General features: G+C 61.2%; 28 protein-coding genes. 6 read left to right on the top strand and 22 right to left on the bottom strand.

Features of this window, described 5'->3' with window-relative positions; all coding sequences use genetic code 11:
- The first annotated feature begins 759 nt into the window (after positions 1–759).
- The 4 genes from ACK4OE_RS04390 to ACK4OE_RS04405 all read left to right on the top strand — a co-directional run bounded on the left by ACK4OE_RS04390 (position 760) and on the right by ACK4OE_RS04405 (position 3,667).
- Positions 760–1,251: a hypothetical protein gene (locus ACK4OE_RS04390; protein WP_409883304.1), complete on the top strand. Its 492-nt coding sequence runs from the start codon at positions 760–762 to the stop codon at positions 1,249–1,251.
- Positions 1,248–1,460, top strand: a complete 213-nt coding sequence (locus tag ACK4OE_RS04395) for an excisionase (protein ID WP_409883305.1) — start codon at positions 1,248–1,250, stop codon at positions 1,458–1,460. The genes ACK4OE_RS04390 and ACK4OE_RS04395 overlap by 4 nt, the downstream gene beginning before the upstream one ends.
- Positions 1,457–2,713, top strand: coding sequence for a tyrosine-type recombinase/integrase (locus ACK4OE_RS04400; RefSeq protein ID WP_409883306.1), 1,257 nt, complete (start codon positions 1,457–1,459; stop codon positions 2,711–2,713). The genes ACK4OE_RS04395 and ACK4OE_RS04400 overlap by 4 nt, the downstream gene beginning before the upstream one ends.
- Before the next feature lie 156 nt (positions 2,714–2,869).
- The gene (locus tag ACK4OE_RS04405) at positions 2,870–3,667 is read left to right on the top strand and encodes a hypothetical protein (RefSeq protein ID WP_409883308.1); all 798 of its coding nucleotides are present in this window, start codon (positions 2,870–2,872) and stop codon (positions 3,665–3,667) included.
- A 69-nt stretch (positions 3,668–3,736) separates the two neighbouring features.
- Here the strand turns inward: ACK4OE_RS04405 and ACK4OE_RS04410 are convergent, their stop codons facing one another.
- Together ACK4OE_RS04410 and ACK4OE_RS04415 are read right to left on the bottom strand one after the other, a co-directional pair.
- Positions 3,737–4,681 (bottom strand): nucleotidyl transferase AbiEii/AbiGii toxin family protein, encoded by a 945-nt coding sequence (locus ACK4OE_RS04410; RefSeq protein WP_409883309.1) that lies wholly within the window; start codon positions 4,679–4,681, stop codon positions 3,737–3,739.
- Positions 4,674–5,285 carry a hypothetical protein gene (locus ACK4OE_RS04415; RefSeq protein WP_409883311.1) on the bottom strand — a complete coding sequence of 204 codons (612 nt, stop codon included), beginning with the start codon at positions 5,283–5,285 and terminating at the stop codon, positions 4,674–4,676. The genes ACK4OE_RS04410 and ACK4OE_RS04415 overlap by 8 nt, the downstream gene beginning before the upstream one ends.
- Positions 5,286–5,429: 144 nt before the next feature.
- Here ACK4OE_RS04415 and ACK4OE_RS04420 point away from each other — a divergent pair, with 144 nt between their 5' ends.
- Positions 5,430–6,275, top strand: a complete 846-nt coding sequence (locus ACK4OE_RS04420) for an OST-HTH/LOTUS domain-containing protein (RefSeq protein WP_409883312.1) — start codon at positions 5,430–5,432, stop codon at positions 6,273–6,275.
- A gap of 326 nt (positions 6,276–6,601) precedes the next feature.
- Here ACK4OE_RS04420 and ACK4OE_RS04425 read toward each other — a convergent pair whose 3' ends face one another.
- The 18 genes from ACK4OE_RS04425 to ACK4OE_RS04510 all read right to left on the bottom strand — a co-directional run bounded on the left by ACK4OE_RS04425 (position 6,602) and on the right by ACK4OE_RS04510 (position 20,870).
- Entirely contained in the window at positions 6,602–6,970 is a 369-nt protein-coding gene (locus tag ACK4OE_RS04425; protein ID WP_409883313.1) for a hypothetical protein, read from the bottom strand.
- 37 nt (positions 6,971–7,007) lie between these two features.
- Entirely contained in the window at positions 7,008–8,129 is a 1,122-nt protein-coding gene (locus tag ACK4OE_RS04430; protein ID WP_409883314.1) for a Gp49 family protein, read from the bottom strand.
- Between the two features lie 7 nt (positions 8,130–8,136).
- Positions 8,137–8,682, bottom strand: a complete 546-nt coding sequence (locus ACK4OE_RS04435) for a DUF2514 family protein (RefSeq protein ID WP_409883315.1) — start codon at positions 8,680–8,682, stop codon at positions 8,137–8,139.
- Complete coding sequence (locus ACK4OE_RS04440) at positions 8,679–9,317, bottom strand: glycoside hydrolase family protein (RefSeq protein ID WP_409883316.1); 639 nt, start codon at positions 9,315–9,317, stop codon at positions 8,679–8,681. The genes ACK4OE_RS04435 and ACK4OE_RS04440 overlap by 4 nt, the downstream gene beginning before the upstream one ends.
- Positions 9,314–9,616: a holin gene (locus ACK4OE_RS04445; RefSeq protein WP_409883317.1), complete on the bottom strand. Its 303-nt coding sequence runs from the start codon at positions 9,614–9,616 to the stop codon at positions 9,314–9,316. The genes ACK4OE_RS04440 and ACK4OE_RS04445 overlap by 4 nt, the downstream gene beginning before the upstream one ends.
- Before the next feature lie 53 nt (positions 9,617–9,669).
- Positions 9,670–10,011, bottom strand: a complete 342-nt coding sequence (locus ACK4OE_RS04450) for a hypothetical protein (protein ID WP_409883318.1) — start codon at positions 10,009–10,011, stop codon at positions 9,670–9,672.
- Positions 10,008–10,385: a hypothetical protein gene (locus ACK4OE_RS04455; RefSeq protein WP_409883320.1), complete on the bottom strand. Its 378-nt coding sequence runs from the start codon at positions 10,383–10,385 to the stop codon at positions 10,008–10,010. Before ACK4OE_RS04455 ends, ACK4OE_RS04450 begins: the two co-directional genes overlap by 4 nt.
- Entirely contained in the window at positions 10,382–11,233 is an 852-nt protein-coding gene (locus tag ACK4OE_RS04460; RefSeq protein WP_409883322.1) for a hypothetical protein, read from the bottom strand. Before ACK4OE_RS04460 ends, ACK4OE_RS04455 begins: the two co-directional genes overlap by 4 nt.
- Positions 11,234–11,237: 4 nt before the next feature.
- Positions 11,238–11,756: a hypothetical protein gene (locus tag ACK4OE_RS04465; protein WP_409883323.1), complete on the bottom strand. Its 519-nt coding sequence runs from the start codon at positions 11,754–11,756 to the stop codon at positions 11,238–11,240.
- A gap of 10 nt (positions 11,757–11,766) precedes the next feature.
- Positions 11,767–12,297: a hypothetical protein gene (locus tag ACK4OE_RS04470; RefSeq protein ID WP_409883324.1), complete on the bottom strand. Its 531-nt coding sequence runs from the start codon at positions 12,295–12,297 to the stop codon at positions 11,767–11,769.
- On the bottom strand, positions 12,294–12,734 hold the full coding sequence (locus tag ACK4OE_RS04475; RefSeq protein ID WP_409883325.1) for a hypothetical protein: 441 nt from the start codon (positions 12,732–12,734) through the stop codon (positions 12,294–12,296). The genes ACK4OE_RS04470 and ACK4OE_RS04475 overlap by 4 nt, the downstream gene beginning before the upstream one ends.
- A gap of 85 nt (positions 12,735–12,819) precedes the next feature.
- A complete protein-coding gene (locus ACK4OE_RS04480; protein WP_409883326.1) occupies positions 12,820–14,622 on the bottom strand; it encodes a hypothetical protein in 1,803 nt (600 codons plus the stop codon).
- 2 nt (positions 14,623–14,624) lie between these two features.
- A complete protein-coding gene (locus ACK4OE_RS04485) occupies positions 14,625–15,062 on the bottom strand; it encodes a hypothetical protein (RefSeq protein WP_409883327.1) in 438 nt (145 codons plus the stop codon).
- 2 nt (positions 15,063–15,064) lie between these two features.
- Entirely contained in the window at positions 15,065–16,963 is a 1,899-nt protein-coding gene (locus tag ACK4OE_RS04490; protein ID WP_409883329.1) for a hypothetical protein, read from the bottom strand.
- The gene (locus tag ACK4OE_RS04495) at positions 16,960–18,126 is read right to left on the bottom strand and encodes a hypothetical protein (RefSeq protein ID WP_409883330.1); all 1,167 of its coding nucleotides are present in this window, start codon (positions 18,124–18,126) and stop codon (positions 16,960–16,962) included. The genes ACK4OE_RS04490 and ACK4OE_RS04495 overlap by 4 nt, the downstream gene beginning before the upstream one ends.
- Positions 18,120–18,989, bottom strand: coding sequence for a hypothetical protein (locus tag ACK4OE_RS04500; protein WP_409883331.1), 870 nt, complete (start codon positions 18,987–18,989; stop codon positions 18,120–18,122). Before ACK4OE_RS04500 ends, ACK4OE_RS04495 begins: the two co-directional genes overlap by 7 nt.
- 5 nt (positions 18,990–18,994) lie before the next feature.
- Complete coding sequence (locus tag ACK4OE_RS04505) at positions 18,995–20,056, bottom strand: hypothetical protein (RefSeq protein ID WP_409883333.1); 1,062 nt, start codon at positions 20,054–20,056, stop codon at positions 18,995–18,997.
- A gap of 10 nt (positions 20,057–20,066) precedes the next feature.
- Complete coding sequence (locus ACK4OE_RS04510; RefSeq protein WP_409883334.1) at positions 20,067–20,870, bottom strand: hypothetical protein; 804 nt, start codon at positions 20,868–20,870, stop codon at positions 20,067–20,069.
- Between the two features lie 113 nt (positions 20,871–20,983).
- On the opposite strand from ACK4OE_RS04510, the gene ACK4OE_RS04515 reads away from it, so the two are divergent.
- Positions 20,984–21,382 carry a hypothetical protein gene (locus ACK4OE_RS04515; protein ID WP_409883335.1) on the top strand — a complete coding sequence of 133 codons (399 nt, stop codon included), beginning with the start codon at positions 20,984–20,986 and terminating at the stop codon, positions 21,380–21,382.
- Positions 21,383–21,437: 55 nt separating this feature from the next.
- Here the strand turns inward: ACK4OE_RS04515 and ACK4OE_RS04520 are convergent, their stop codons facing one another.
- Both ACK4OE_RS04520 and ACK4OE_RS04525 read right to left on the bottom strand, forming a co-directional pair.
- Positions 21,438–21,677, bottom strand: coding sequence for a hypothetical protein (locus tag ACK4OE_RS04520; protein ID WP_409883336.1), 240 nt, complete (start codon positions 21,675–21,677; stop codon positions 21,438–21,440).
- A gap of 18 nt (positions 21,678–21,695) precedes the next feature.
- Positions 21,696–23,441 (bottom strand): hypothetical protein, encoded by a 1,746-nt coding sequence (locus ACK4OE_RS04525; RefSeq protein WP_409883338.1) that lies wholly within the window; start codon positions 23,439–23,441, stop codon positions 21,696–21,698.
- Positions 23,442–23,443 lie beyond the last annotated feature (2 nt).

Here is a 23,443-nt window from a genome sequence, read left to right on the forward strand (position 1 = left end):
TCCAGAATGTCGACGTTACCCGTCCCTGGCGCTCCGATCCTGATTTGGACTGGGCGGTACAGCTGCAAAACCGACTACGACCGACGAAACCAGAGCAGCCGCAATGCGCCCACCCGGCCGACGTAGAGGGACTCACTTTGTTAGTCGCCTACCTTTCACTAGTGCATTGGGCTATTGGTGATTTTGAATCGGAACGACTGGCCTGGTTTGAATCGGAATCGTGGCCTAGGTCAGATTGGAATAGGTGGAGGGTTTGAATCGGACCGAGTGGCGCTTTTGACCGGAATACGCAGTTCCAAGCGTTCTGAAGGGACAGTAATTTGCGCCGGGCTGACTCTGTGGGCTGCTTCTAGAGCATCAGCCTTGATGACAGGCATCCCCGGTCTACAAAGCAACTTCACCTGTTGCACAAATACATCACACCCTGATGCCGCCATCTGCGCATTTCTTGACGCGCCATGTCATGTATCCAGATACTGACGTTGTCCTTGAGCGAAAAAGAGTCTGACGCGGCAATGTGGGTGCACGGATCGCAGCAGGCAGTGACGGGACTTCACTAGTGCACTGACGACATCAGGGGTAGCCTCCTGATCCATGACGGAGCCCGGCGAACAAGATCTCCCGGGGCAGTGGACGGTCGGAAGATGGTAGATCCGGTTCGTATCCCCTAATTCTGGGTAGGGGGATCAGGAGCGCTAAGTTGCGACGGACGGTGACCCGGTTCTTTCCCCCTTCGGGGAACTCGAACCTTGGATCACCATGAAGAAACACCGCACCTTCGCGGGTCGCCTCAGCCGACCTGTCTCACTTCTCGCACTCCCAGAAATCGCAAATCGCGTTGCGGATCTGTGTGCTCAACACATCGATTTCGCTCAAACGCAGTCAGAACCGCTATGGCAGATACAAGTCGATGCGCTCCTAAGCGAGATGAATCGCCGTACCGACTGGACGCTGCATCAACTGGCCCAGTCTCGAATTCCTGGCCAGCATGACCCGAACGAGCGGTCATTCGAGCTGCTCTTGCAGATCCTCGCTCGATTCGCTGACCTTCAAGAAGGACTGGGCGATGCGGTCACAGTGGATGATCGGAAAGCGTTTTTCATCAGCGCCAACGTCGCCTTCATGCTGATGGACGAATTCTTTCCGCACTGTGTTGAAGGCCTCAAATCCATCAACGCCCAATCCCCTGCGGAAGCTGCAGACGCACAACTGGAATTTCTGCTCGCCCTGGCGGAGGGACGCATCGTATGAGCTCCATTCAAACCGCAGTCTCCAGCGGAAGAGCTGGTCTCGTAACCATCAGGAAAGCAGCCGAGCTCATTGGCTTGTCAGAAAAAGCCATTCGCCGGAAACGCGAGGAAGGCATCTGGCTTGAAGGACGCGAAATCGTCGTCGGCCCGGACAAGCGGATCTATGTGGACATCGAAGCCTTCCAGAAGTGGGTACGGGGGCTGCAATGACAACAGAATCTTCCCTCAAAGGTCTTCCAGGCGTGGAGAAGCGCGACAACTCGATCCGCCTGTCGTTCACGACGCGGGACGGAGCCCGTCACAAGAAGACATACAAGCTCGACGGCGTGGTATTGGCTCCCACGGGGCCGAATATGAAGTCCGCGATGAAGCTGGTGAAAGACATCAAAGCGGAAATCAAGCTCGGCGTCTTCGAGATGTCACGCCACTTCCCCGACGACGTGGAGGTGCTCGCCGCCGCGCAGGCCGAGCAAGCCAAGCGCCGCACAGTGGCACAGCAACTGGATATCTGGCGCTCATCACTGATCGTCGCCCCTTCCACGGCGGAGGGCTACGACACTGCCGTGCGGTTCTGGAAGAAGGCGCCGGCTGCTGCCCCACTGGAGGGGCAGACGTGGCAGGACATGCCACTGATCGGAGAGGTGCCAATTGATGCCCTCGTGCTGTCGCAGATCAAGGCAGCGTTAGCCAGCAAGGCGCATCGCTCAGGCAAGACGACCAATAACTACATCAGCGTGCTGAAGCAGGCGCTGGACCTGGCGGTCGGTGATCGGCTCATTCCTGATCACCCGGCGGTCGGCAAACCGGTGAGGCGCAAGTGGCAGAAAGGCACACCTGACCCGTTCTCCAAGACCGAGGTCGGCCTGATCGTAGCGGACATGTGGTCGCATTACCCGCCGCAGGTCGCGGCCATGTGCGAGTTCTGGTTCCTCACAGGCCTGCGGACGTCCGAGCTGCATGGCCTGCGGTGGGGCTCGGTCGACCTTCGCCAAGGAACGATCCACATCCACGAAGTCATGGTGCGCGGCAAGTCCAAGGCGACGACCAAGACGAACAAGGATCGACAGATCAAGCTGCCCCAGCGTGCGCTGGACCTGCTCAAGGCGCAAAAGGCCAACACCTACCTGCGTGGTGAACATGTGTGGGACGACCCGCGCAACGACGGTGGCCCCTGGGTGGACGAGCGTCCCTTCCGCCGGTCGTACTGGACACCGACGATCAAGCGCTTGGGCATCCGCTACCGCAAGCCCTATCAATGCCGTCACACAAACGCCACGATGCGCCTGATGGCCGGCCAGCGCCTGGGCTACGCGGCGCAGCAAATGGGCCACACCGTAGACATGTTCGTCCACACCTACACACGCTGGATCAACGACGGGCACAGTGCGCTGGAAGACCAGAAGCTCGAGGAATTTCTGGCACTGGAAGCGCCTGCAAGTACAGCCCTTGCGAACGCAAATTGACGCCGTGAAGGCGTCGCTACCAGCAAGCACCACTCCCCAGCCACGCGTGACCGCGACTTTTTCGCAATGACGGCGACGACTTCCCGCCTGGTCACACGTCCAACAGAAATCCCGCTCGCGCGACATTCCCGCGGCTCAGCATCAAGGAAATTTCAGATGAAATTCAACGTATTCGAACAGATTACCAAACCATGGTCACGAGTGACTTTGCACAACGTCCATCTACTCGCAGCGCGTCCCACCGGGGACTCCTTCACAATGATTACGGTCGAACATCAAGGGGCGCAATGCGATCTGATCTCTGCCAACCGCTGGGATGCTGAATGGAGCCCTCGCGACGTCGGCCGTTGCGGCTATCTCGTTCCTGCAGAGCCTATCGATTCGGAGCCTCAATGGGCATGTCGCTTCCGAACATACCTCGACCCGAGCCTGCGACGCCTGTATGAGCTGGATGTCAAAGATCAATGGGGGTGGCTTTGCGACGATCGCCCGCAAGGATTTCTCGCGCCAGCTGGTTTGCTACCTGGCGTGAAGGGCAGGTACGTTGCAGACGAAACGATTTCAGTTACCTTGCGCATTCCGCCTGAATTTGTGCGGCTATGCCGGAGTGTCGACCACACGCCAATCGACGTTCTGCGCGGTTTCGTAGGTGACGCAGCGGACATCAATAACTACGTCGATTGGCCTCGCGCCGATGGCTACGATAGCAATGGGAGCGACGAACGGGACATGGCCAAGGAATGGCTGCTGCGCGCCTACGGAATGTATGCCATCGATCTAGATCAACTGGAATTGGCCAAAGAAGAGAATGCAGCTCGTGCGAACGCCCGAGATGATCTCGGAGCACTATTGGACGAGTTTATCGACGACGGTGGCTCGGTCGACGAACTGCACGCGGCAGTTGACGATCTCATCAAAGAGCAACGACGCAAACAAACACTGCTTCAGCAGTAATCGATAGAATGAGTGCACCACAGCATAGCCGCCAACTTACAACGCTGACCTAGCGCCGCCGTGATCGACTCACATCACATTGATGTGCTGACCAATCCGCGCCAGCAGTGCATCGAAATCCGGTTGCCCTTGGTAGTACAGCGCGGCGGTCTTGCGGTACTCCTGAGCGAACTGCTGGCGCTGAGCGGGGTCCGCGAGGATGAATGCCAGGTTCCGTGCAATGACCTGCTCATCCCCGGTGCGAAACCGCTGAGCTTTGCGCTCCTGGTAGGCGGGGTCGCGCATGAAATCCTGCACCTCTTGCAGCGCCAACAAGCAATACACGTCATAGTAGTGGCGCAAGAAGTTGGCAGGGAAGGACTGCGCTGCCCCTAGCCGACGGTACTTGGTAGAGATGGTCTGGAGTTTTTCTACGAAGGTATGTGTTGGCGCATAGCACGGTACGGCCGTCGCCCGGTTGTTGGTGACTTTCACCCCACGGGCCGTGGCCGCATCCAGTGCCCAGGATGAGATCGTGACCGAACGATTCGGCGCCGTGTCGTCGAACCCCAGCTCCAGCAGGATCCCATCCTTGACTCCTGCAAGCGCCGCAGCACGGGGCGTATAAACCAGTCGGATGCCTGCACTACGCATCTTGTCGTCGTCGAACTGCGTGTCGCGCTCCACGCGCTCAACGCCCGGAATGGAGATGCGCGCGGCCAGCTCATCGTAGTACGCGCGCCGTGACTCAACGTGCGCCGGCTTATCCTGGTTGCGGCCGATCTTCACGTCCATGCCATAGGGCGGTTCAATACGGATATCGATGTCTTCGGAAAAACGGTGGATGACGCCGAACCCTTTCGACAGTGAAGTGCCGCCCTTCAACTCGAACTGGAAGCCTTGGGCCTGCAAGCCCCAGAGGCAATGCATGATCCAGTAATCCTTCTCGACCAGCATGGGATCGAGCCCTCGCTCATCCGCGACGACTGCGAGCAATTGATCGAAGTCTCGCCGATCGTGTAAAAAATTAGCCATCAGACCACTCTCTCAGGCGCTTGCGCGTGGCCAAGTTGCCAAAACGGTCAGCGGCACGCTGCAATTGGGCTGGCTCGAACGAAGGCAGCTTGCTGCGCGCCTGGCGCAACACCGCGTCGCGGTCCTCTGCCAGCTCATCCAGGTTGTTCAGCAGGTCCACGTAAAGGAACTCGGGAGTCAGCTTCTTGGGGAATCGCGGCTTCACCCGGAAATCGAACTGTCGGTTGCCCAGCTTGAAGACGCCATGACGCTTGTGGTTGTAGACCACGGTGCGGTTGTAGAGCTGGGTTGTGCCGAGACCCACGGCGTTGTAGACCGAGGGGGAGAAGACTAGGAAGTCCTTGTCTCGCAAGAAACCGCCCACAACCTGCTCGTCGGTAGGCGGCAGCGGGCCAAAGCTGGACTGCTTGGGCGCGTAGTACAGGCCCTGAGCGAGCTTCTTGAGCTTTCCGGTAGCGACCAGTTCACGCAGATGCCTATCCACAGCGGTGGACAGACGTGCAAGATCTTCGCGCCGGTAGACACGCCCGGCCCGCAACTCGTCGGCGAGATGCGCGGCAGCGCCTCGCAACGAGGTGGCAGGGGATGAAACCAAGGCAGACATGACTGGATTTTTATTGACGTTTCATGCATTTTAGCAGCCAAAGCCAACCTGTGCCAAGGTACTTTTTCAAGCAGCGCTCCTATATGCTTGGCAACATCGATGCCAAACAATTCATCACCAGAAATCCCACCGGACTCAGACGAGATGCCAGATCTGCAGCGCGAGGTTCAGCGCCTGCTGGGGCGTTGCTTACTGCGTCTGCAACAGTACGAGCGCCTCCTCAAAGCGCTGGTAGCGCATCACGAGCTTGCCGGCCCGATGCACTCTCTGGAAGGGCTTCGGGATGCCCGCATTCAGGATGCTGCAACCAAAACGCTGGGGACATTGATCGGAAGGTTTTTGGACGACTATGTCGTGACGGAAGGCTCTGGGCGCGAGATCCTGGGTAACGACACACCGAGTGACGTCATCTCTTTCGGATTCCGGATGAACATCCAGATGACGGCAGACGACCACGCCCGAACACGCGATAGCCTCAAGGAGCTTGTGGACCTGCGCAATGGGCTGGTCCACCATTTTATCGAGCGGTATGACCTCTGGCAGGTCGACGGTTGCGCAGCTGCGCGTGAATATCTGCTGACCTGCTACGCCCGAATCGACGGGCACTACGAGCAACTCAGGTCTTGGGCCGAGCACATGGAACAGGCACGCCAGCTTGCAGCATCATTCATGCAATCGTCCGCCTATCACGACCTGGTGGTTAACGGAATTGCGCCGGACGGGATCGTGGACTGGGGGGCGGCGGGCTGCGTCAGCGCGCTGCGCGAAGCAATTTGCGCGCTTGCCGTCGATGGCTGGGCTTCAGTCGATGCCGCCGCGGATTGGATCAGCGCCCAATACCCGGATGAGACGCCGGAGAAGTATGGCTGCCGCACCTGGCGTCAGGTGATCCATGAATCGCGCCGCTTCGATTTACGTTACAGGAACGAAGACAGTCGGAAGCAGGCCTGGTACCAAGAGCGAGCCAAGGTCCATAAAGTTGAACGGTAGCTGGAGGCCAAGACTGCAGTCGGACGCTGGGGAGAACTGGAATCGCCCCTGGCGTGCCCCTGAAACGAAACAAGGACCCGAAGGTCCTTGTTTTTACTAGCATTTTTTGGGGTGGCTGATGGGGCTCGAACCCACGACAACAGGAATCACAATCTGAGTGCACAACATAGATTTAGCGCAGTCTACAGCATGAGTCGCGGGAACTACTGCCACATTTTTAAGCGCCTGAACATGCGGCATCCCAGATGTTCGTCCCCGCGATTCGACCATGAAAAAAGCCCGCGCAGTGCGGGCCTTTTGCTGATGCTCAAACCTGAGCGCCAGGATCAAGTCGATGGACACATCCGCCAGGAAGGATGCACCGAGGGCCGTCGCTTGAGCAAGCGGCCCACGAAGGCCTTCGCCGCTACCAGCGCCACGCGCGGTTTCTCTTGGCTGGGCGGCTTGACTTGCGGCTGAAAGGGTTCGACCCAGGCGCAGAGCAGACGGTCGACACCGTAGCGCACGGCGGCCACCACGCGGTCAGTGACAGCATGGAACGCGGCGGCACCAGCAAGGCAGGCGACGGCAAGGGCACAGAACAGACGGTTGGAACGCATGATGTATCTCCAAAAGGTGGTGCCGTGGCTGCGGCGGGGCCCCTTGCCATGTCGGGGAAACAGGGTGTCGGCCTGGCTGGCGAACCACTTGGCCATCCCGGCGCACCGGGGCGGGCCTTGCCGACGTAAACGATCAGGTGGGGCGCGGTGTGCCTGCCAGATCGGCGGCAGCGTCGGAATCGGTCAGCACGGGGCGGGCGAGCTCGTCGCGCAGGCGGAAGCCCAGCAGTTCCCAGATCTTCTCGACGGCTTCTGCCCGGGCTGCTTCCCGGCCTTTGCCCGCGTCATGCTGTGCACGGTCGATTGCGCCGTAGTTCACGCCCAGCACCTTCGAGCCGTTGCGCAGCACCATCGTGCAGATCGTGACCTGATCCAGGTTCGTCCATGCGGCGGACCGCGTACCCATTTCGGACTGGCCAAGGACGCCATCGGCTGCGGTGAAGTAAAACTCGGCAGCAATCTCGGCTTCAACGTCCGCAGGCGTCACGCGCGGGCCTTTGTTGGCCTTGGCCTGAATCTCGCGCTCCAGCCCCAAGTCGGACAAACTCACGGTCATCTCTGGCACTTCCTTTGCCAGCGGCTTCGCCCACAGCGCAGGCGATACATCAGGCAAAGGCGCAGGGCCGAATGCTGTGGTGCCATCTGGATACGTCTTGGACTCCATGGCGCGCTCCAGGGAATCGCTGCTGAAGTCGAATTCTTTGCGCACATCGATGGCAATAACGCCGAACTTCTCGGGATCGGCACAGAACACATCTGCTGGGATAGCAGTTGCAATCTGTGGCCCTTGGCCCTTGACTGGCACCAGTTCATCAAGCGCCATCTTGATTCCCTTGGCGATGCTTGTCGCTATCTCTGGCGCGTGCGCAATGCGGTTCGCTGCACCAGACACAAGCAAGCGCTCCAGTTCTTCGCGGTGTGTCACTTGGCGATATTCAGCGGGCGCGCTCACGGCCTGCTCTGCAGCTTCTGTCTTGGCTGCTTGGCCCTTCTGGTAGGGCATCCAGCCACAGAACGCCTGCTCGGGCACATCGCCTTCGCCCTGGTGCAATGTCACGCTCGTTCGCGGATGTGCGGCGCCATTGGCATCAAAGACGGACAGGTTCACCATGCGGTCATTCCACACGTGTGCAATCAATGCGGCATACGGTCCACCGCCGTCGGCATGACGGGCGAAGCCAGCTTCGGCGGTGTTCTGCGACGGATAAAACCAGACGACGCGGCCCACAGTGGGCTTGATGAAAGGGGGGTTCATAGTCTTCTCAGTGTGTTGACCCGGCAACCGGCCGGGGCGGGTTGGTCAGCGCGTCGTAGTCGCGCTCGCAGGACTGCCCGGCAATGCGGGCTTTGTCGGCGTACTCAGCCAGGACTCCCGCTCTTTGGTCAGCGCGGCCGAGCACGTCGGCAAGCACTCCGATGGGATCGCCGGTTGCCTCGATTGCAGGCTCAGTGCCGGGATTCGCGCTTGATCGACGGGCGGCGGCGACAAGGGCATTGATTCGTTTTTGCAAGCCGTCAGAAGCACGACGAGCGCTGGCAGCATCAGCGCTAGCAGCTTCGATTTTTGTAGCGGTTTCACGGGCGTTCCTTTCTTGGGTGGCGGCCCACTGGGCTTCCCGCGCGCGCACGGCATGCAGGGCCTTGGCCGTCAGGTCAGCGATGTGCTGCAGGGTCTGGGCGTTCTTGGCGCGCGTGTTCGCGGCATCAAGTTGGGCGGTGTGCAGACGCACGGTCTGCACTGCCAGCAGGCCACCCAGCACCAGGGCGGCGGCGATGGCGCCGTAGGCTTTGAGCTGGGTCAGGATCATGGATGCGCCCCCAGCCGCCAGGTGCGGCAAATCTCGTCGTTAGAATCCCCGCGCAGTTGCAGGCCTGGCAGGACGGTGGACACGCCTTTGACCGTGCCCCGGTTCCAGCGTGTGTTTTCCCGGCAGGCCCCCAGCCAGTCCCCGGCGTTGGCCTTGCGGCGCATCGTGCTGGTGAAGAAACTGCCTTCGCCCTTGTTGTGCAGGAAGTCCAGGAAGGTGGCTTGCTGGAACGGGTCGTAGGTCTTCCAGTGCGTGAGCAGGCGCGCGGCTTCGACCTCATAGCCGACATACCTGCGCTTCTCAAGGCGGTAGCACTCGGCTGGGCTGTAGTAGCGGCCTGCCACCACGCCCGCGCCGGTCAAACCGTTGCAGACGGTGAGCGGCTGCCCCTTGCCCAGCTTGTCCACATAGGGCGTGCCGATGTGACGATTGCTGGACTCGTAGAAGCTGGCCATCACCATGGCGATGCGGATGGCGTCCGAGACTTCGGGGTCAGCGGCCACGGCTTGGATGTAGGCGTTGCTGTTCGCCTCCCGAGTCGCGGCTTCGTCCACGTAGTAGGCCCCGCCACCTGCACCGATCAGCAGCACCAGGGCCGCGATGCTGGTTCTTAGTTGAGCGGGGACGCGGCTCATTCGTCAGCTCCCAACTCGCCCATGTCGGTGTCTTGCTGAAAGACCGGTCTGCCCGTGGACCGCATCATTTCAATGCGCATCTCGCTCTCGCGCTCTTTCATCTGGTAGTAGCGAGCGGTGCGCTTGTGGGCTTCGCGCTTGTAATACCAGGTGATCAGCAAGCCGATGATGGCCACCGCGGCTCCAACATAGGCGGCGATGTCAGCAGCTGAGAGTTTGCCGAGGACAGCCACCGATCCGCCAAAGATCGTGGCTTTGTTACCGGCCGCGCCGATGGCTTCAAGGGTTTCTGTCTTCATGAACCCGGAGTGTTCCGAGCATGCCACCAGCGGTCGAACCCTACTGGGGGTCTTTAAATGTGGTCGCCGCTGGGGTCATACGGATCCAGCAGCGGCTCTGCCCAGGCCGCCACAGCCTTGCGCCAACCGCTGCTGGTGGCGTTGTGGCGCTTGAGGCGACTGGTTACCGTGCCCTCGCGCGGCAACTCCATCAACAGCACGGTGAGCACAAAGGTGTTTGCAAGAAAGTCCAACAGCAACCCAGTGAACAGCACGGGGTAGCCGAAGCACTTGGCGGTGGTGGTGAGCAGACCGGCATCCTTGGCACGTTTGAGGCTCATCACCGCAAGGAAGAACACCCAAAGCGCATAAAGCAGCAGGAATGCATAGATGGGGAAAAGCGCGGGGTGCGTCATGGTATCTGGCTCCTGAGTGCTGCGATCTGTTCATCGAGGGCTTTCAATGCCGCGTAACCCTTGTTCTTTGAACGCAGGTACTCCAACGTCAACCCCATCGCAACGGCGCGCTCCTCGGCAAGGACGATGATCGTTTCGCGGGTGATGCGTGGCATGAGGTACTGGTCTTCCAGTTCCTGGATTCGTGCCACGATTTCATCGGGTGTGAGAACTACCGGGGCGGCAGGAAGCGGCACATTGCCAGCGGCGAGCCACGCTCTGTAGGCCAGATAGTCGAGGTTGGTGTTGGGGTACTCCGGCGTGTCCACCGTCGGTACCTTGGTATCCCCGTCGCGGATGACGTAGCCCTCGCCAGTGAGCTGGTAAGAGGTCATGTGTATTGCCCTCCAGTGCTCAAGGTGCCTGCCACGTCACCGGGGTAATAAGACGCCCCTGCGCCATTTGCAAAAATGATGCCGTTGGTGGTCGCGTCGTATCGCTTTCCCGTGGCCGAGCCCGAGAACGTCGCACCGTAGTAAACAGCTTGCCCGACGACAAGGGCTTGAATAAAAGCACCACTGAAAGCCGGAGTTCCTATAAGGGTCGTTGTAATGGCCAGCTCAGACCGAAACGCACCTGCTGCCGTGGCCCGTGCGTGATACCACGCACCGGATGCAATTTCGTAATTCCCAATCACACGCAGAGTTCCGCCGTTTGAATACAGGTGGATGCCGAACGTACCGGCAGTACCGCATACGATATTGCCTACCTCAACGTTACAAGAATTCGCAGATGTGAGTCCACTGGCACTTGTGGACTCAATCTTGACGCCCTGTACGCGATACAAGCCGAAGCCTGTGAACAGCAACGTATTTCCTGACGATGTGAGAACCACTGATGATGGGGTTGCGATATTGCCAAGCAGGACGACCCGGCCCGACCCAATCGTTGCCCCGCCCGTGGATGCCCCCGAATAGGTGCCGTTGGCGATCTGAATAGTCAGGTCGTAGGTGCCAAGGTCAAGATTCCCCGCCACGGTGAGCGCTTTCTGGATCGTGAGGAACGCCCCGCCGCTACTGTTTACCAGACCGGTGTTGCTATCGCTGCCATCCGTGCGCACGTAGTAGGTACGCGCGGCGGTGAGCTTTTCGCGAGCGAGAATCGCCGCGGGCGGCAGCGTATCGCCAGAGGCAAGCTCACGCACCTGCCCCGACGAAATGACCAAGGGGCTCTTGACCGCCATGGGCTCAGGCCAGAACGATAGGCTGGCCAGCCTCGAAGTTCATCGAAGCCGCTGCGGTGGCCAAGCCCACACGCTGCACGACGTTGCCCGATCCGCTGGGGGCCGTGCTCACACAGGTGCCTGCGGTGGTGCCCAGGAAGAGCGGCCCAGCGGTCAGGCTGGTCACTTGCGCATTCGTACCTTCAAAGTACACCGTGGCGTTCGCGGGACTGGTGACGGCCGCCAGCACAAAGCCGTGAGCTTCCTTGCCTGCGGTCGTCGCGTCAGCCTTGCGCACCTTGGCTGTGCCCGCGTCGTTCCAGACGTTCACTAGGTCGCCAGCGGCCAGGTTCTCGCTAGACGGAAGTGATGCCGTGTCCGCGCCAATGCCAGTCGGCATCATGGACGAATCCAACCGGCCGCTTGCGTCGAGCGCAGGGATGCGGTTCGCGTCGCCAGCGCCTGCACTCGTAAGCAGCGCGGCCTCTTCGGTCAGCGTGCCCGCGTTGTTCTTGATGAATTTCTTGCTTGATGCGGTGCCCATGATGGTGCTCCTATAGAACGATGGGTGACTTGATCTGAATGACCATGGTGGTAGCTGAGGTCGCTACGCCAATGGCAGCTTGAAAGCCTGTGGCCGGGGGGGTCTGCGTGGGGACGCCGTTCGCACCCGCGAAGATCGGCAGGTTTGGAACCCACGCCCATCCGGGTTCAGACATCTCACCGGAGAATTGCACGTTGATCGGACCGCTGTCAGCAGCTGCGCCCATGGTCAGCCCGATGGCAGCATGGGCTTGCGCTGGGTCGCTGGGGTCCACATAACCGACCTTTCCGGCGGTGGTTGCACGCACCACGCGGTTGCCGCCCAAAGCGCCGTCTGCAAGGTAGGTCAAGTAGCTGGCGCCGGATTGGCCTGGCAGGCCCTGTGCACCACGTGGCCCCGGAATCCCCCGCGTCACCACCACGGTGGGCGGTACCGGCTGCCGTGCAACAACGGTTTCTCCGCCGGGCACAGCGACAACCACGGAGCGCTCGCTCTGAATGACCAGCGCATCCGCAGAGCCGGACTGAATGACAGCGCTCACGGCTCTCTCCAAGGCAGCAGGACCACGGGCAGCTCGTATTGCGGCTCCACCTCACCACCGGGGCGTGTCACCGTGATCCGGACAAGGCAATCACTCCATGCTGGCGGTACGTCGCCCAGCTCAAGCGCCGCCGTGTAGTCAGCGGTCATGCGAAGCGTCAGGGTGTCGGCGTCCAACTCGATCTGGTTTGCCGCGCTGGTCAATTCGAAGATCACGGCTTCAGGCGTTGAGCCCCGAAGGAACTGAGCCACAGCTGAGCAGCCGGTGTAGTCCTCGGGAATGATGTCGCCGTCCGGCACCGGTGCACCAGTGCAGGCATCGACAAGACGGCCGCACTCCCAGCGCACTGCGTAGGCCACGGTGGAGCGCGCCAATGGCACTTCGTAGCTGGTGCCTTGATAGATGGGGGGCAGCGAGAGCCGGGCCGGGGATGTCATGCCCTGCAGTGTTCCGGCGCCCGTGCTTTCGCGCGAACCCTACTGGGGGGCGCGGCGCGGGCCCCGAACTCGCGCCGCGCAGGCCTCAGATCGTCTGCGAGAGCGTGGCGCTTCCGCTGATGGATGCGTTCGCCCCAACCGCAGCCCAAGCACTCGCCAGGCGCTGCGAAGCTGTCGTGAGGCCCACCTTCGCCGCTTCCATGCGCGCGTCGTTCGTGTGGATCACGGCTTCGTTGTTGGCCTTGGCAGCCTGGAAGGTGATGTTGGTCCCGGCTTCGTACTGACGAATGTCCGCCTCCCAGCGGCGCATGTACGCGCCTGCCTGGGCTTCGGCTGCACTGGCGCCTGCCCGGTAGCCGTCCACGATGATGCTGCTCTTGCGTGCAGCAGCTTCCACCTGGGCGCTGGATGCAGACAGCTGTGCTTTCCAGCCATCCCACTCCAGACCCTTGGCCTGGATCTTGACCTGCAGCTTGGCGATCTCCAGCCGGGCGCGCTCGGACTGCGCACCGACCTTTGCCGCATAGGCGCGGACCAGCGTGCCCACGGCTTCCACCTTGGTGGCCTCGGCGCTGACACCGGCCTTGTACATCTCGGCTTTGGCTGTCTCGGCGTTGATGGTGGCCACGAAGGCCTTGACCTGTTCGGATCCGGCTTGGATGCGCGTGCCCTCCAGCTCCACCAGCGTCTTGGCCGCACCGACACGGGCTTGGTAAATCTGCACGGCTGCCATGGCGCCGTCGATCTCTGCCTTGAAGCGATCCACCAGCGACTTGTTGATGTCAGCTTTGGTCTGCTCTGCCGACAGCAGGGCCTTGAACACTTCGACCTTGTTGAGTTCGGCTTGAATGACGGTCTGGTAGGCGGATGCGTAGGCTTGGTATCCCGCCAACAGCGCCTTGTAGTGCTCGATGGCCGCGTTGTGGGCTGCGATGGCGTTGTCGGCTGCGGTCTTGGCGGTGTCCAGGGCCAGTAGTTCGAACTTGTACGCATCATCGAGGAACGTGGTCTCCAGCTGCAGCGCCAGAGTAGTGGCCTGTTGCAGATTTGTCTGCTCCCGCTCGGCCTGGTTGATGGTCTGCTCGCGCGACAGGCCTGACAGCTTATCGAAGAACTCGCGCCGGGCGTCCGCCAGCTGCCCGGCCAGCACGCCAGGCGGCAGCGGGAAGCCCAGCGCTTCGGCGCCGCGCTGCACTTCCTGTTCCTTTGCCAAGGCCACTACCGTCTCGCGGTCCAGCGCGCGGGCCCACAGCGCTTGCTCGACCATTGGGTTCAGCCCCGTGCCGCCCTGAATGCGCGCGTTCAGCTGGGCCTTCATGTTGTCCATCAGCTGGGAAGCGTATTTCGCACCCGGCGAATACGCGAACGGCGCTGGCGCCAGGATCGACAGTTCGGGGATGTTGTCGAGCTTGTCCAGCCAGTCTTCGTGCAGGTTGATGCCGCCGAACGTGTGGGACTGGAGCGTGAGGAACTGTGGCGCGTCCGGCAGCACGATGGTGGGCGCGTCGGGCACCGCCACATCGCGCACCTCAGGTAGTACGGGCGCCTGGCCGATGGTGAGTACCGGGGCGACGCCGAAGTTGAGATCGGGCAGCTGCACGTCCAAGTCGTCGATCTGGATGTCGCCGACTGAGTCCGTCAGCGCCGTCGGCATGTTGCCGGGGATGGCCAGCGCCACATCTGGCAGCGCCGGGAGGTCGGGGATAGGCGGCAAGTTGGGGGCCGCCAGCGTCTGCCATGTCACGCTCAGGGTGGACGGCTGGTAGACGCTATTGCTCAGCGCCTGCTGGAAACCATTGACCGCCTGCGTGGCCGCATCCGCCAGCGCGATGGACCGGTCCCACTTCTCATTGACGATTTCTGCTGCGCTGGATGTTGCGTCTGCCATGGTCAAACCCTCCGAGTCTTCGATTGGCCGTTGAGCACTTCAACGCGGTCCAGCGTGAAGGCCTGCCCGGCAGGTGTTGAGAGGCCGAAGCCCAGGTAGTTTTCGCGGATGCCGCGCCCCACGGGGCACCTCGTCTGCCCGCTGGCGCGCAGCGGGAATGGGTAGTGCCAGGCCTGCTGGGCGCCGTACACGGTCAGGCGCGCGCTCCCGCAGCCCCGCATGGACAGGTAGACCATCTCGATGGCTTGCTTCAGCGTTGACTCTCGCAGCGTGGCTGGGAGACGTATCGTCGACACAATAGGCAGCCCGTCGTCGGTGTCCCCGCCAAAAGCGTAGAGCCCAGTCGCAGAGCCGCCGTGCGTGGGCGTGACGCTCTGGAAGGTATGCCGGGTGTATTCGGACACGGCGCCGGTGAGGGTGTTGCAGACGATGGTGTTCATGGTCAAACCGATATCAGAGAAGCGTTGCGTAGAACGCGGATGTTTTGGTTGGCGGGTACATCCATGATTTCGTGCAGCTCGCGCGCGCCCGTGCTGTCGACCACATATATCCAACTCGCTCGTGGAATGCGGGTGCCGCTGTGTACGTCTTGCAGGTTTACGACAAGCGCGCCAGTCATGGGGTCGGATGCCACAAAGAATTGATAGCGGTAGTTGTCGGAAAAATCCACCGATTTTGAAAGATGCGTCTTCCCTTTGCAGATTACTTTTATCTCGGTTGATGACTGGTATTCGGTTTCGTTGTATTGCCTAACAGGCAATCCACCGCCGCCAACAACAACCCAATCCCACGAGCCTCGTATGTACTGCCGGTCGTTATAGTAAATCTCGAATTCCAAATCGTCGTCGCGGTAGATAGTCGATTTTCCGCTCTGTCCCTGCGACTCGAACCCGCTGCCGCTCACTGTAGTTGTTCCGCGCCCATCCGTCTGCCAGGTATATCCGTCACTAAAAGAAAACCGCAACTGCCCATTCTGAAAATTTTGAGCGCTTGCCTTCATCTCCGACGTGCTGGCAAACGCTTTTTGTTCCCTGCCATCTTCATCTATGTATGGGACGACGGTGGTTTTTGAGTACGTTTCTCCATACCCGCTACCGGTAGATGCCCGGGATACACGAAGCTCATTATCTGGTTCACCAAGCCTGTTAAATCTGTAAGCACCCGCGCTGAAGAGTTTATAGGTGGCATTACCAAACACAGGAGCATCAATTGGAAATTCACCGTTATATGCTTCTGAGAACGTGGCGCCGTATGGAGTATCGACGGGCGGGTTGGCCGTACCGTGAATTTCCCATACTTCAAACGTACTGCCTGGCTCCAACTCACCCCAGCCTGGACTGACCTCGCTTTTGAAGGTGTTCCAGTAATTCGTGCTTGTAGTATTTCCAGGCGGGAACCGGCGAGCAATCGTTATTGACAACCCTTCAGGGGAAATACTGATGTCATAACAGGCAAAGTCCTGATCTACACGACCTGTTGCCCGCGCCTGTGTGCCGTCACCTTTGAAAGTGAGGGACCGGTAGTCCAGGCTCTGTCCGCTTGGAAGCTCCACGGTGTCGACCAACTCTCCTATCACACTCGTTACCTCGGTCTTGGCGGGCCCCACAAAAAGGTCGACGAAATACGGAGCTGGAAACTCTTCATTGCGCACGATGATCTGCATGGCGTGCCGAACAGTCCCTTTTTTGTAGAAAAACGGCAATGGTGCCCCGCGTGTCATGGCCACGGGGCGAGTGTTTGTGTAAACCGCACTGATGTCCTCATAAAGGTCATCGTCATACGCTAGAGCGTTCACACCGCTGTCGGTCTGGCGGCGCGGAAGAGGCACGGAGTTGTCGGACCGACCATCAATCCCTGCAAAATAGGTCTTGCCGTCAGCGCTGGCGTTCACAGCCTTGCCGCCCAATAGGCGTGGCGGCTTGCGTACTGTCCAGCGCCCGTTACTGATCCGGGTGCCGCGCTTCACGTGGGGGGTAAGTAGGTAGCCGATGGGGAAGCCGTCCTTGCTGTGCCCTTCCAGCAGGCTGCCGTCCAGGTTCACCAGCGCCAGGCCGATGCCGCTCAAGCGCAGGTCCTCAGAGTCCGCGACCCATACGGTCATCGTTGCTTGCGGCCCCACCACCACGATCTGGTACCGCGAGCCGTCCGGGAGGTAGCCCTGCTCCGTGGGGTTTGGCACCGTTGACACCCGGGCGAGGGCGCTGAACCTGTGGAACGCATCCTTGGCATAGGCCAGCTGCAGCGCAGTGGCCACGCCACCCAGCACGCGCAGCGCAGGAGGAGACATGGGCGCCATCGGCTGCCCGGTGGGGCCGAAGGCGAACGGATTCCAGATGCTCATTGCGGCACCGCGATGTATTGGGGGATGCCGTCGATCTCGCGGAAGGCTGCGCACACCTCGGTGACAGCTGTGGTGTAGCGCTCTGAGGTCAGACTGAAGGTCTGGCCGCCGTTGAACCCCGCCACGATCTCGCCACCGGCGATGCACAGCATGGCGTCGCCGCTGCCCTTCCCTTCGCCCAACTGGATCTTTTTGCCGGGGGCGCTGATGCCAGAGCCCGGCACCACGGCGCCGCGTCGGGTGTCGACCATGGCCAGCTGATCCCATGTGGTCCCGGACAGGAATTTCAGTCCCTCGGTGGTCCCGACGTACACGCCATCCAAAACGGGCAGCACGGCGGTGATGTCTCCCTCAAACTGCTTGAAGTCGCGCCAGTCGGACAGGTGGGGGGAGAACGGGCGGCTGGCCCACAGCACGTTGCCAACCGCAGTCAGCACGCGCCCGCGCCAGAAGGCGGTGTAAGTGCCTACGGGAAACGGCCGTGCGCCCAATGTGCGGCATGGCAGCACCAGATCTGAATTCTTGCCACCCCACTCAAAGGTGGAGCCCGAAGTTGAACCCACCAGATAGGCGCCCTCGCCATCCTTGCCGCTCAGGTAGACCAGCACCTCATAGCCCAACCGCACGGGCAGGCCGTCCAAGCGCAGGCCGCCCTGGCTGATCGTGATGGGCGTGGAACTGATGGCTGGACTCTCGGCCCCGTCAGCCATGCGCCGAGCCGTCAGGTGATAGCGGTACTGGCCAGGGAACAGGTCACCGAATGCGGTGTCGGGCGCACCCAAGCTGTGGGGAACTGGGACGCTGCGGTCCTGGCATGTGACACCGTCTGTGGTGCCATGGATCAGACCGTTTGTGTAGGTGGTGCGGCCGTCGGGCAGGTTGCAGTACCAGACGCGGCCGGGCCCGATGGACGGGTGGATCACATGGCGCACGTCACCCGGGTGGATGGCTACCAACTCGCTGCCGGTGGTGGCCAGCATGAACCCCTTGCCGTCGTAGATGTTCTTGTGGCAACTGGCGTGCACTTCCGTGAAGCCCGCGCGGCGCGTGATTTCTCCAGTCAGGCCGATGTCCACGTCAGTGGCCACCAGCAAGTCGGCGCCACTCAGACGGTGCGCAGGAGCGACGTTGTTGATGCCGGTGAAACTTTCAAAGGTCAGCATGTCATGCCTCGGTCAGCGGCGGGCAGACCCACCTGCAGGGGGAAGGACTGGCGTGCATGCAACGCGATCGCCGGGAGCCCGGTGCCTCCGAACTCCAGAGGCTGCGCGCTGTCGACGAACACCTCAACGGGACCGCGCAACGCGCTGTGACGTCCCTGGCGTCCAATGTCGATGCCGATGGCGAAGCCATAGAACGCGAGCACGGGCTGCGCACCCATTTCCAACGGCTGGACGCTCTGCGCGGCGGCGATCTGGCCGGTACCGGGCGCCCCAAGCTCCATGGGTTGTGCACTGTTGGCCAGCATCACGGCCGTCACACCGGGCGTTCCAAGTTCTACAGGGAAGGCCGACGTGGCGTCCAAGGTGATGGTGCCCCGCTCGATGGCGGGAAGATCGCCCAAGATCAGAGGGCGCGCGCTGCCAACCGTCACCGCGATATCAGGCGCCGGCATGGCAGTCAGCGCGCTGTGCAGGCCTTCGCGGACAAGCTCAATGCTGTCGGCGATCAACACGATGTCACGGCCCAACTGCGGACGATTCGCGCCAAGCTCCAACGGGTAGGCGCTGCCCACGATGTACGTCACAAAGGTACCGGCTGTACCCGCCACGACCATGTCAATGCCAACGGGCGTGATGACGGCGTCGTAGATCGCCTCATGCGTTTCGGTCGCCACCAGGTCGAGGCCGTCAGGGTCCAAGTGAAACTCCAGTGCGACATCCCCGGTTTCCAGGGGTTCGGCGCCGTCGGGCAACATGACCTCCACCATCAGCGCCGTGTCGGCCACAACCAGGTCGAGGCCCTGCAACAGCAGACCCTCTTCCTCGCCGTTGATCGTCGCGCCGTTGATGAGTGGGTAGCTCATTAAAACTACTCCGAGTTACCGACGAAAAACCCCCGCCAGTAGAAGCGCCCACGGAACACCCCGCCAGCGGCCTCCGTGACAATACCGAAATACAGCCCATCGGCCAACGCGCCGCCAGCGGCGACTGGTATGCGGTGGATTTGGTTGCTACCCGTGATCTGCGAAAGCGCCACTGAATTTGCAAAGCGTGTCGGACTACTGGTAGTCCCAATCACGACGACCGGGGTTGTCGTGGCTGTCACTTCCCTTGCAATAAAGCCCACCTCCGTAACCACCAGCTTTGAACTGCCCGACAAATAGGATGAGATGTTGATCGGCATTTCAACAGGCACCCAAAACCCAACCGGCTTGTTGTTTGGCACGTTGCCGTCGTAGGCAACAGTGTTCGCTTCCGTAGTCATGAAATCAGGGGGAAGTGTCGTTTTTGACCGATCTTCACCAAAATCGAAGTCTATGAAATACTGGTATCCGTCCGGTGTACTGGGTTGCACAACTGCGAGTCCAGAATAGGCTTTGTTGCTTACCCAAGTCTCCGGAACACCAAGATCCACCGCGTGCGTACCTCCGACCACCTCGTGCGCAAGGAGTGGGTCGAAGCCTCCGGGCACGCTACCGCCTGTCGGAATCGCGCGCTGGTCGCGCAGCACTGGAGTGGCTGCAATAGAAAATTCTTGAGGGGCCGCCAGGTTATTTGCGTAGCGCACAACTCCGCTAGTGTCTTGTTGTGGGAAGAGCTTCAGCGTTCCTGCGGTGATCCGCGCACTCATAAGCGTGCCTGCTGGCCACGCTTGCACCGCCCACTCGCCCAGTTCGACGCCACGATCAACCGTAAACTCCGTTGAGTTGTATCCGTGCGACGTGATACGAACGACCTCATACTTTCCCGGAAGTGATGGGTGCGTCAGCGTCGCAAGCTGGCTGGTGAAAGCAAATTCAGTAGGCTGCTGAAAAGAGTTTCCATCAGCGGCATCTGTGATGACGACGGTGTTGTAGGCAGGGTCAACCGCACTACTTGGCAGCGCGTTCGCCAGGGTAGCGTTTGAGTTGTTGGAGAAAAGCAGGCGCATGCGTCACCCCTTACGCCGGGACAAGACTGAAGATCTTGGCGCTGCCATTGCTCCAACGAATGGCCACGTTGCTGCCACTGGTGGCCAAAGGGAAGCCGGTAATGTCAGTGGGGCGCAGCAGTACGGGCGATGTCGTAGGGTCGCCGCTGTCGCGGAAAATCACCAGCGAACCGATAGTAGATCCGCCCGCCAGCGCGCCCAGGTCAGCATCATCGGCATCAAACACCCCGTTCGTGACGGACTTGCCGGTGAGGGTGACGGGCGTGCCGATCAGCGTGCCCAAGTCATCCAGGAATTCATGCGCGACGTTGTAGACATAGCCGTTCGGAAGTGCCACCACCTTGAGGGTGTCGGTACCGAAGTTGACGCCAGCCTGCAGCAGCTTCTCTGCGCCCTTGGGGTAGAACGGTAGATACACACGGGCGATCTTCTTGACGCCGTTGTCCCATGGGATGGTCAGCGTGCCACCGTTGGTGGCGAATGGCAGGCCCAGTGCGGTGTCGAAGTAGAACAGCAGAGGGGCCGTGGCCGTGTTGCCCGTCTCGCGGTACACCACAAAGGCCTTGACTGTGTTGCCCGGGGGCAGTGCGCCGAAGTCCGGGTCGTCAGCGTCGATCACACCACCGGCGACGGAAACAGAAGTGAGTGTCTGGTCGGTACCGACGCGAGTGGCGCCAAGGTCGGCCACAAACTCGTGGGCCGCGCTATAGGTGTAGCCGTCCGATACGAGGGCGACCTTGATAGTTGCCGAGGAGAGATTGATCAGGGTTTCCAGGAGCTTTTGCATGCCCTTGGGATATGAGGTATTGGCCATGGCCGGAACTCCTGCGAGGTGAATGCCTTGCAGTGTTCCGGGGATGGGCCTGTGTGGCGAACCCTACTGGGGGGCGGCTTGGCCGGTGCTAGAGTAAGGTACGGAGGTGAAAAATGAGACTACTGAGCTACCTGATTGCTGCCGCCACGCTGACCGCTGTTTCGATTTCAGCCACAGCACAAGTCAATTCGTTCGAATGCCGGAAGGCAAAGCGCGAGATGGAGTTCACAGGAAGCTCCATTGCGTTGACGCCTGCACAGCGAAACGAGCGCTACCAGACTGAGCAGGCAAAAATCAATCGGTTTTGTGGAACGAACGACGCACCGCCAGTTGTGCAAACTCAGCCGCAAGGGCAGTCAGCTCCGCCGCCGTTCGGCAACATAACGCGGTGCGAACCGGGCTTTTGCTTTGACAACGTGGGGCGGGTGTACCACCGCAACGGGCCGGACTTCCTGACCGCTCCCAATGGAAAGACGTGTCATCGCGCCGGGCCGAACTGGATCTGCCCTTAGCGTCCATATGGAAAAGCCCGCGCACGGCGGGCTTTCGTTCAGCTGAATGCGGTAGCTACTTCTTGTCGTGCCAGTACAGCACAGCCACGATGGTGACGACTACGGCAACGACAGACCCAGCAGCTGCGACCAGCCCAAAGAAAATCAGCGCTCCAACACCGAGCGCAGCGACTACCAGGGCAAAAATCCCAAAGTCAGCCAGCCAGCCGCGCTTCGTGGCCTCCCAGTTCTCGGCGCTACGCAGCAAGTTCTCGGACTCACTGAGGCTCATGGGGCGTTCGTAGGGCTTGGTCATTGCCGAAATGTAGCAGCATCACCGCTGGATTGCGAATCCACCCGGTACCGGGACTACTGTGCCACCAAGTGCGCGGGCCGCGGCGCCAGCCTGCAGCCTGTTGCGGTACGGTGGAGGTTCTTCGGCCTGATTGGCACGGCTGGCGACACCTGCGGCAATCGCAGCCGCGCCCTCGGGCAGTCGCTTTACCTCCGTCCCAGCATTGCGAATGGCAAGGCGTTGCATTGGCCCCGAAAGTAGCCCGGCGCGCACTGCAGGTCGTGCTACAACTGCGGCAAGCGGCAAAACGTTCCCAGTACCCGCAGCAGCCGCAGTGCCACCGAACCAATCCAGCGGGCTCGTGGCCTTCGGCGCTTCCTTCAGCGCCTGGGTAGCCCTGGGGAATGCCTGGCCAACCTCGGCCACGGTGCGCAGTTCTCCGGTCAATGGCTTGCCTTTGGCTAGGTCCGCGCCCAGCTTCACAGCATTGACGGCGCCGGTTTGTGGGTTGAGTGCGCCTTGCACGGTGTAGGTCTTGGCGATGGTCTGGCGAGCGTTGCGGAAGCCCTTGAGCAGTTCGCCCCCGGGCTGGCCCAGGCTCTTCAGGTGATCTTCAATGGCATCTTCCAGGGCACCAGCGGCAGATTTATAGGCTTTGCCCGCCTGCGCCTCCCCTGCCCGGTACGAAATGTCCGCCGATTCGCGCATGCTGCGAATCATGTTCAGCGCGTCGCCAGCATCGAACTGCCCCGTGCGCAGTGCGTTGATGTCGTCTACCACCTTCGGGACGCGGGCACCTGGGAACGACTTGCCCTGGCTAGTAAACGGGCTCAAGGCCTTGTCGAGCGCGCTGGTGTAGGCCTTTCCTGGCGTCACCACACCAGAAGAAGCGACGGGAGCATACGCCCCGGCTGCAGTGCGGCGGATGCCTTCCAACGTGTCGACATTCAGGTCCACGTCGTCACCGATGCCCAAGGCCTTGCGCGCTAGGCTGTTGGACACATTCTGATTGCGGGCGCTGGCCACCTGGGCGGTCTTGATCTTGCCGCTGAAGCCGGACAGGGCCTCGCTGAGAAAGCCCGGGCTCAAGTCGGCGGGCGGGATGACGTAGCCCTGCTCAGCGGCGTTTTGAGCGGCGGCGCGCGTCTGGCGGCCGGTGTCGGTTACCACACGACGCGGCGCCATGACGCCCGGGGCGATTGCACCAGCAATGCCCGCAGCCAGTTGCGCGGCTTCGCTACCGCCCGCTTCCCGGGTCACGCCTGCAGCGCCAGCGCTTGTGGCGCCACTGACGAGCTGCACACCGGGGCCATTGGCCAATCCTTCCCCCACGGCGCGCGCCACGGGCGCAGCCGCGTTCTTTGCCAGCGCTTGGCCTACTTTCACCACACCTGCCCCGCCTGCAAGCGCAGAGGTCGCATCCCCCACCACGCGCTCCTGTGCCGTCTCGGGTTTCGGGAGCCCCAAGTTCGTGAGCGTGTCGTCCAGCGCCTGCGCTGACTTCTGAAAGCGTGGGCCCTGCCCTTCCCCGATGGTCTTGTCCATCACCGTGTTGGCAACGCCTGTGACTGCATCGGCAGCCATGGCAGGGATGGCAGCTACACCATTGATAGCGTGGCGCGCGGTCAGCCCGACCTGGCGGCCCAGTTCAGCGCCAATGGAGCGTTTTGGCTGCGCAGGCGCGGCGGCTGCGTCCGGGGCGTCAAGCTCCCCAGTGAACGGCGCGAGCCTGGCGGGTGCTGCGGGCGAAGGGTCAAGTTCTCCAGTGAATGGTGTCAGGGCCACGG

Source organism: Acidovorax sp., from assembly GCF_046314175.1.
GTDB lineage: Bacteria > Pseudomonadota > Gammaproteobacteria > Burkholderiales > Burkholderiaceae_C > Acidovorax.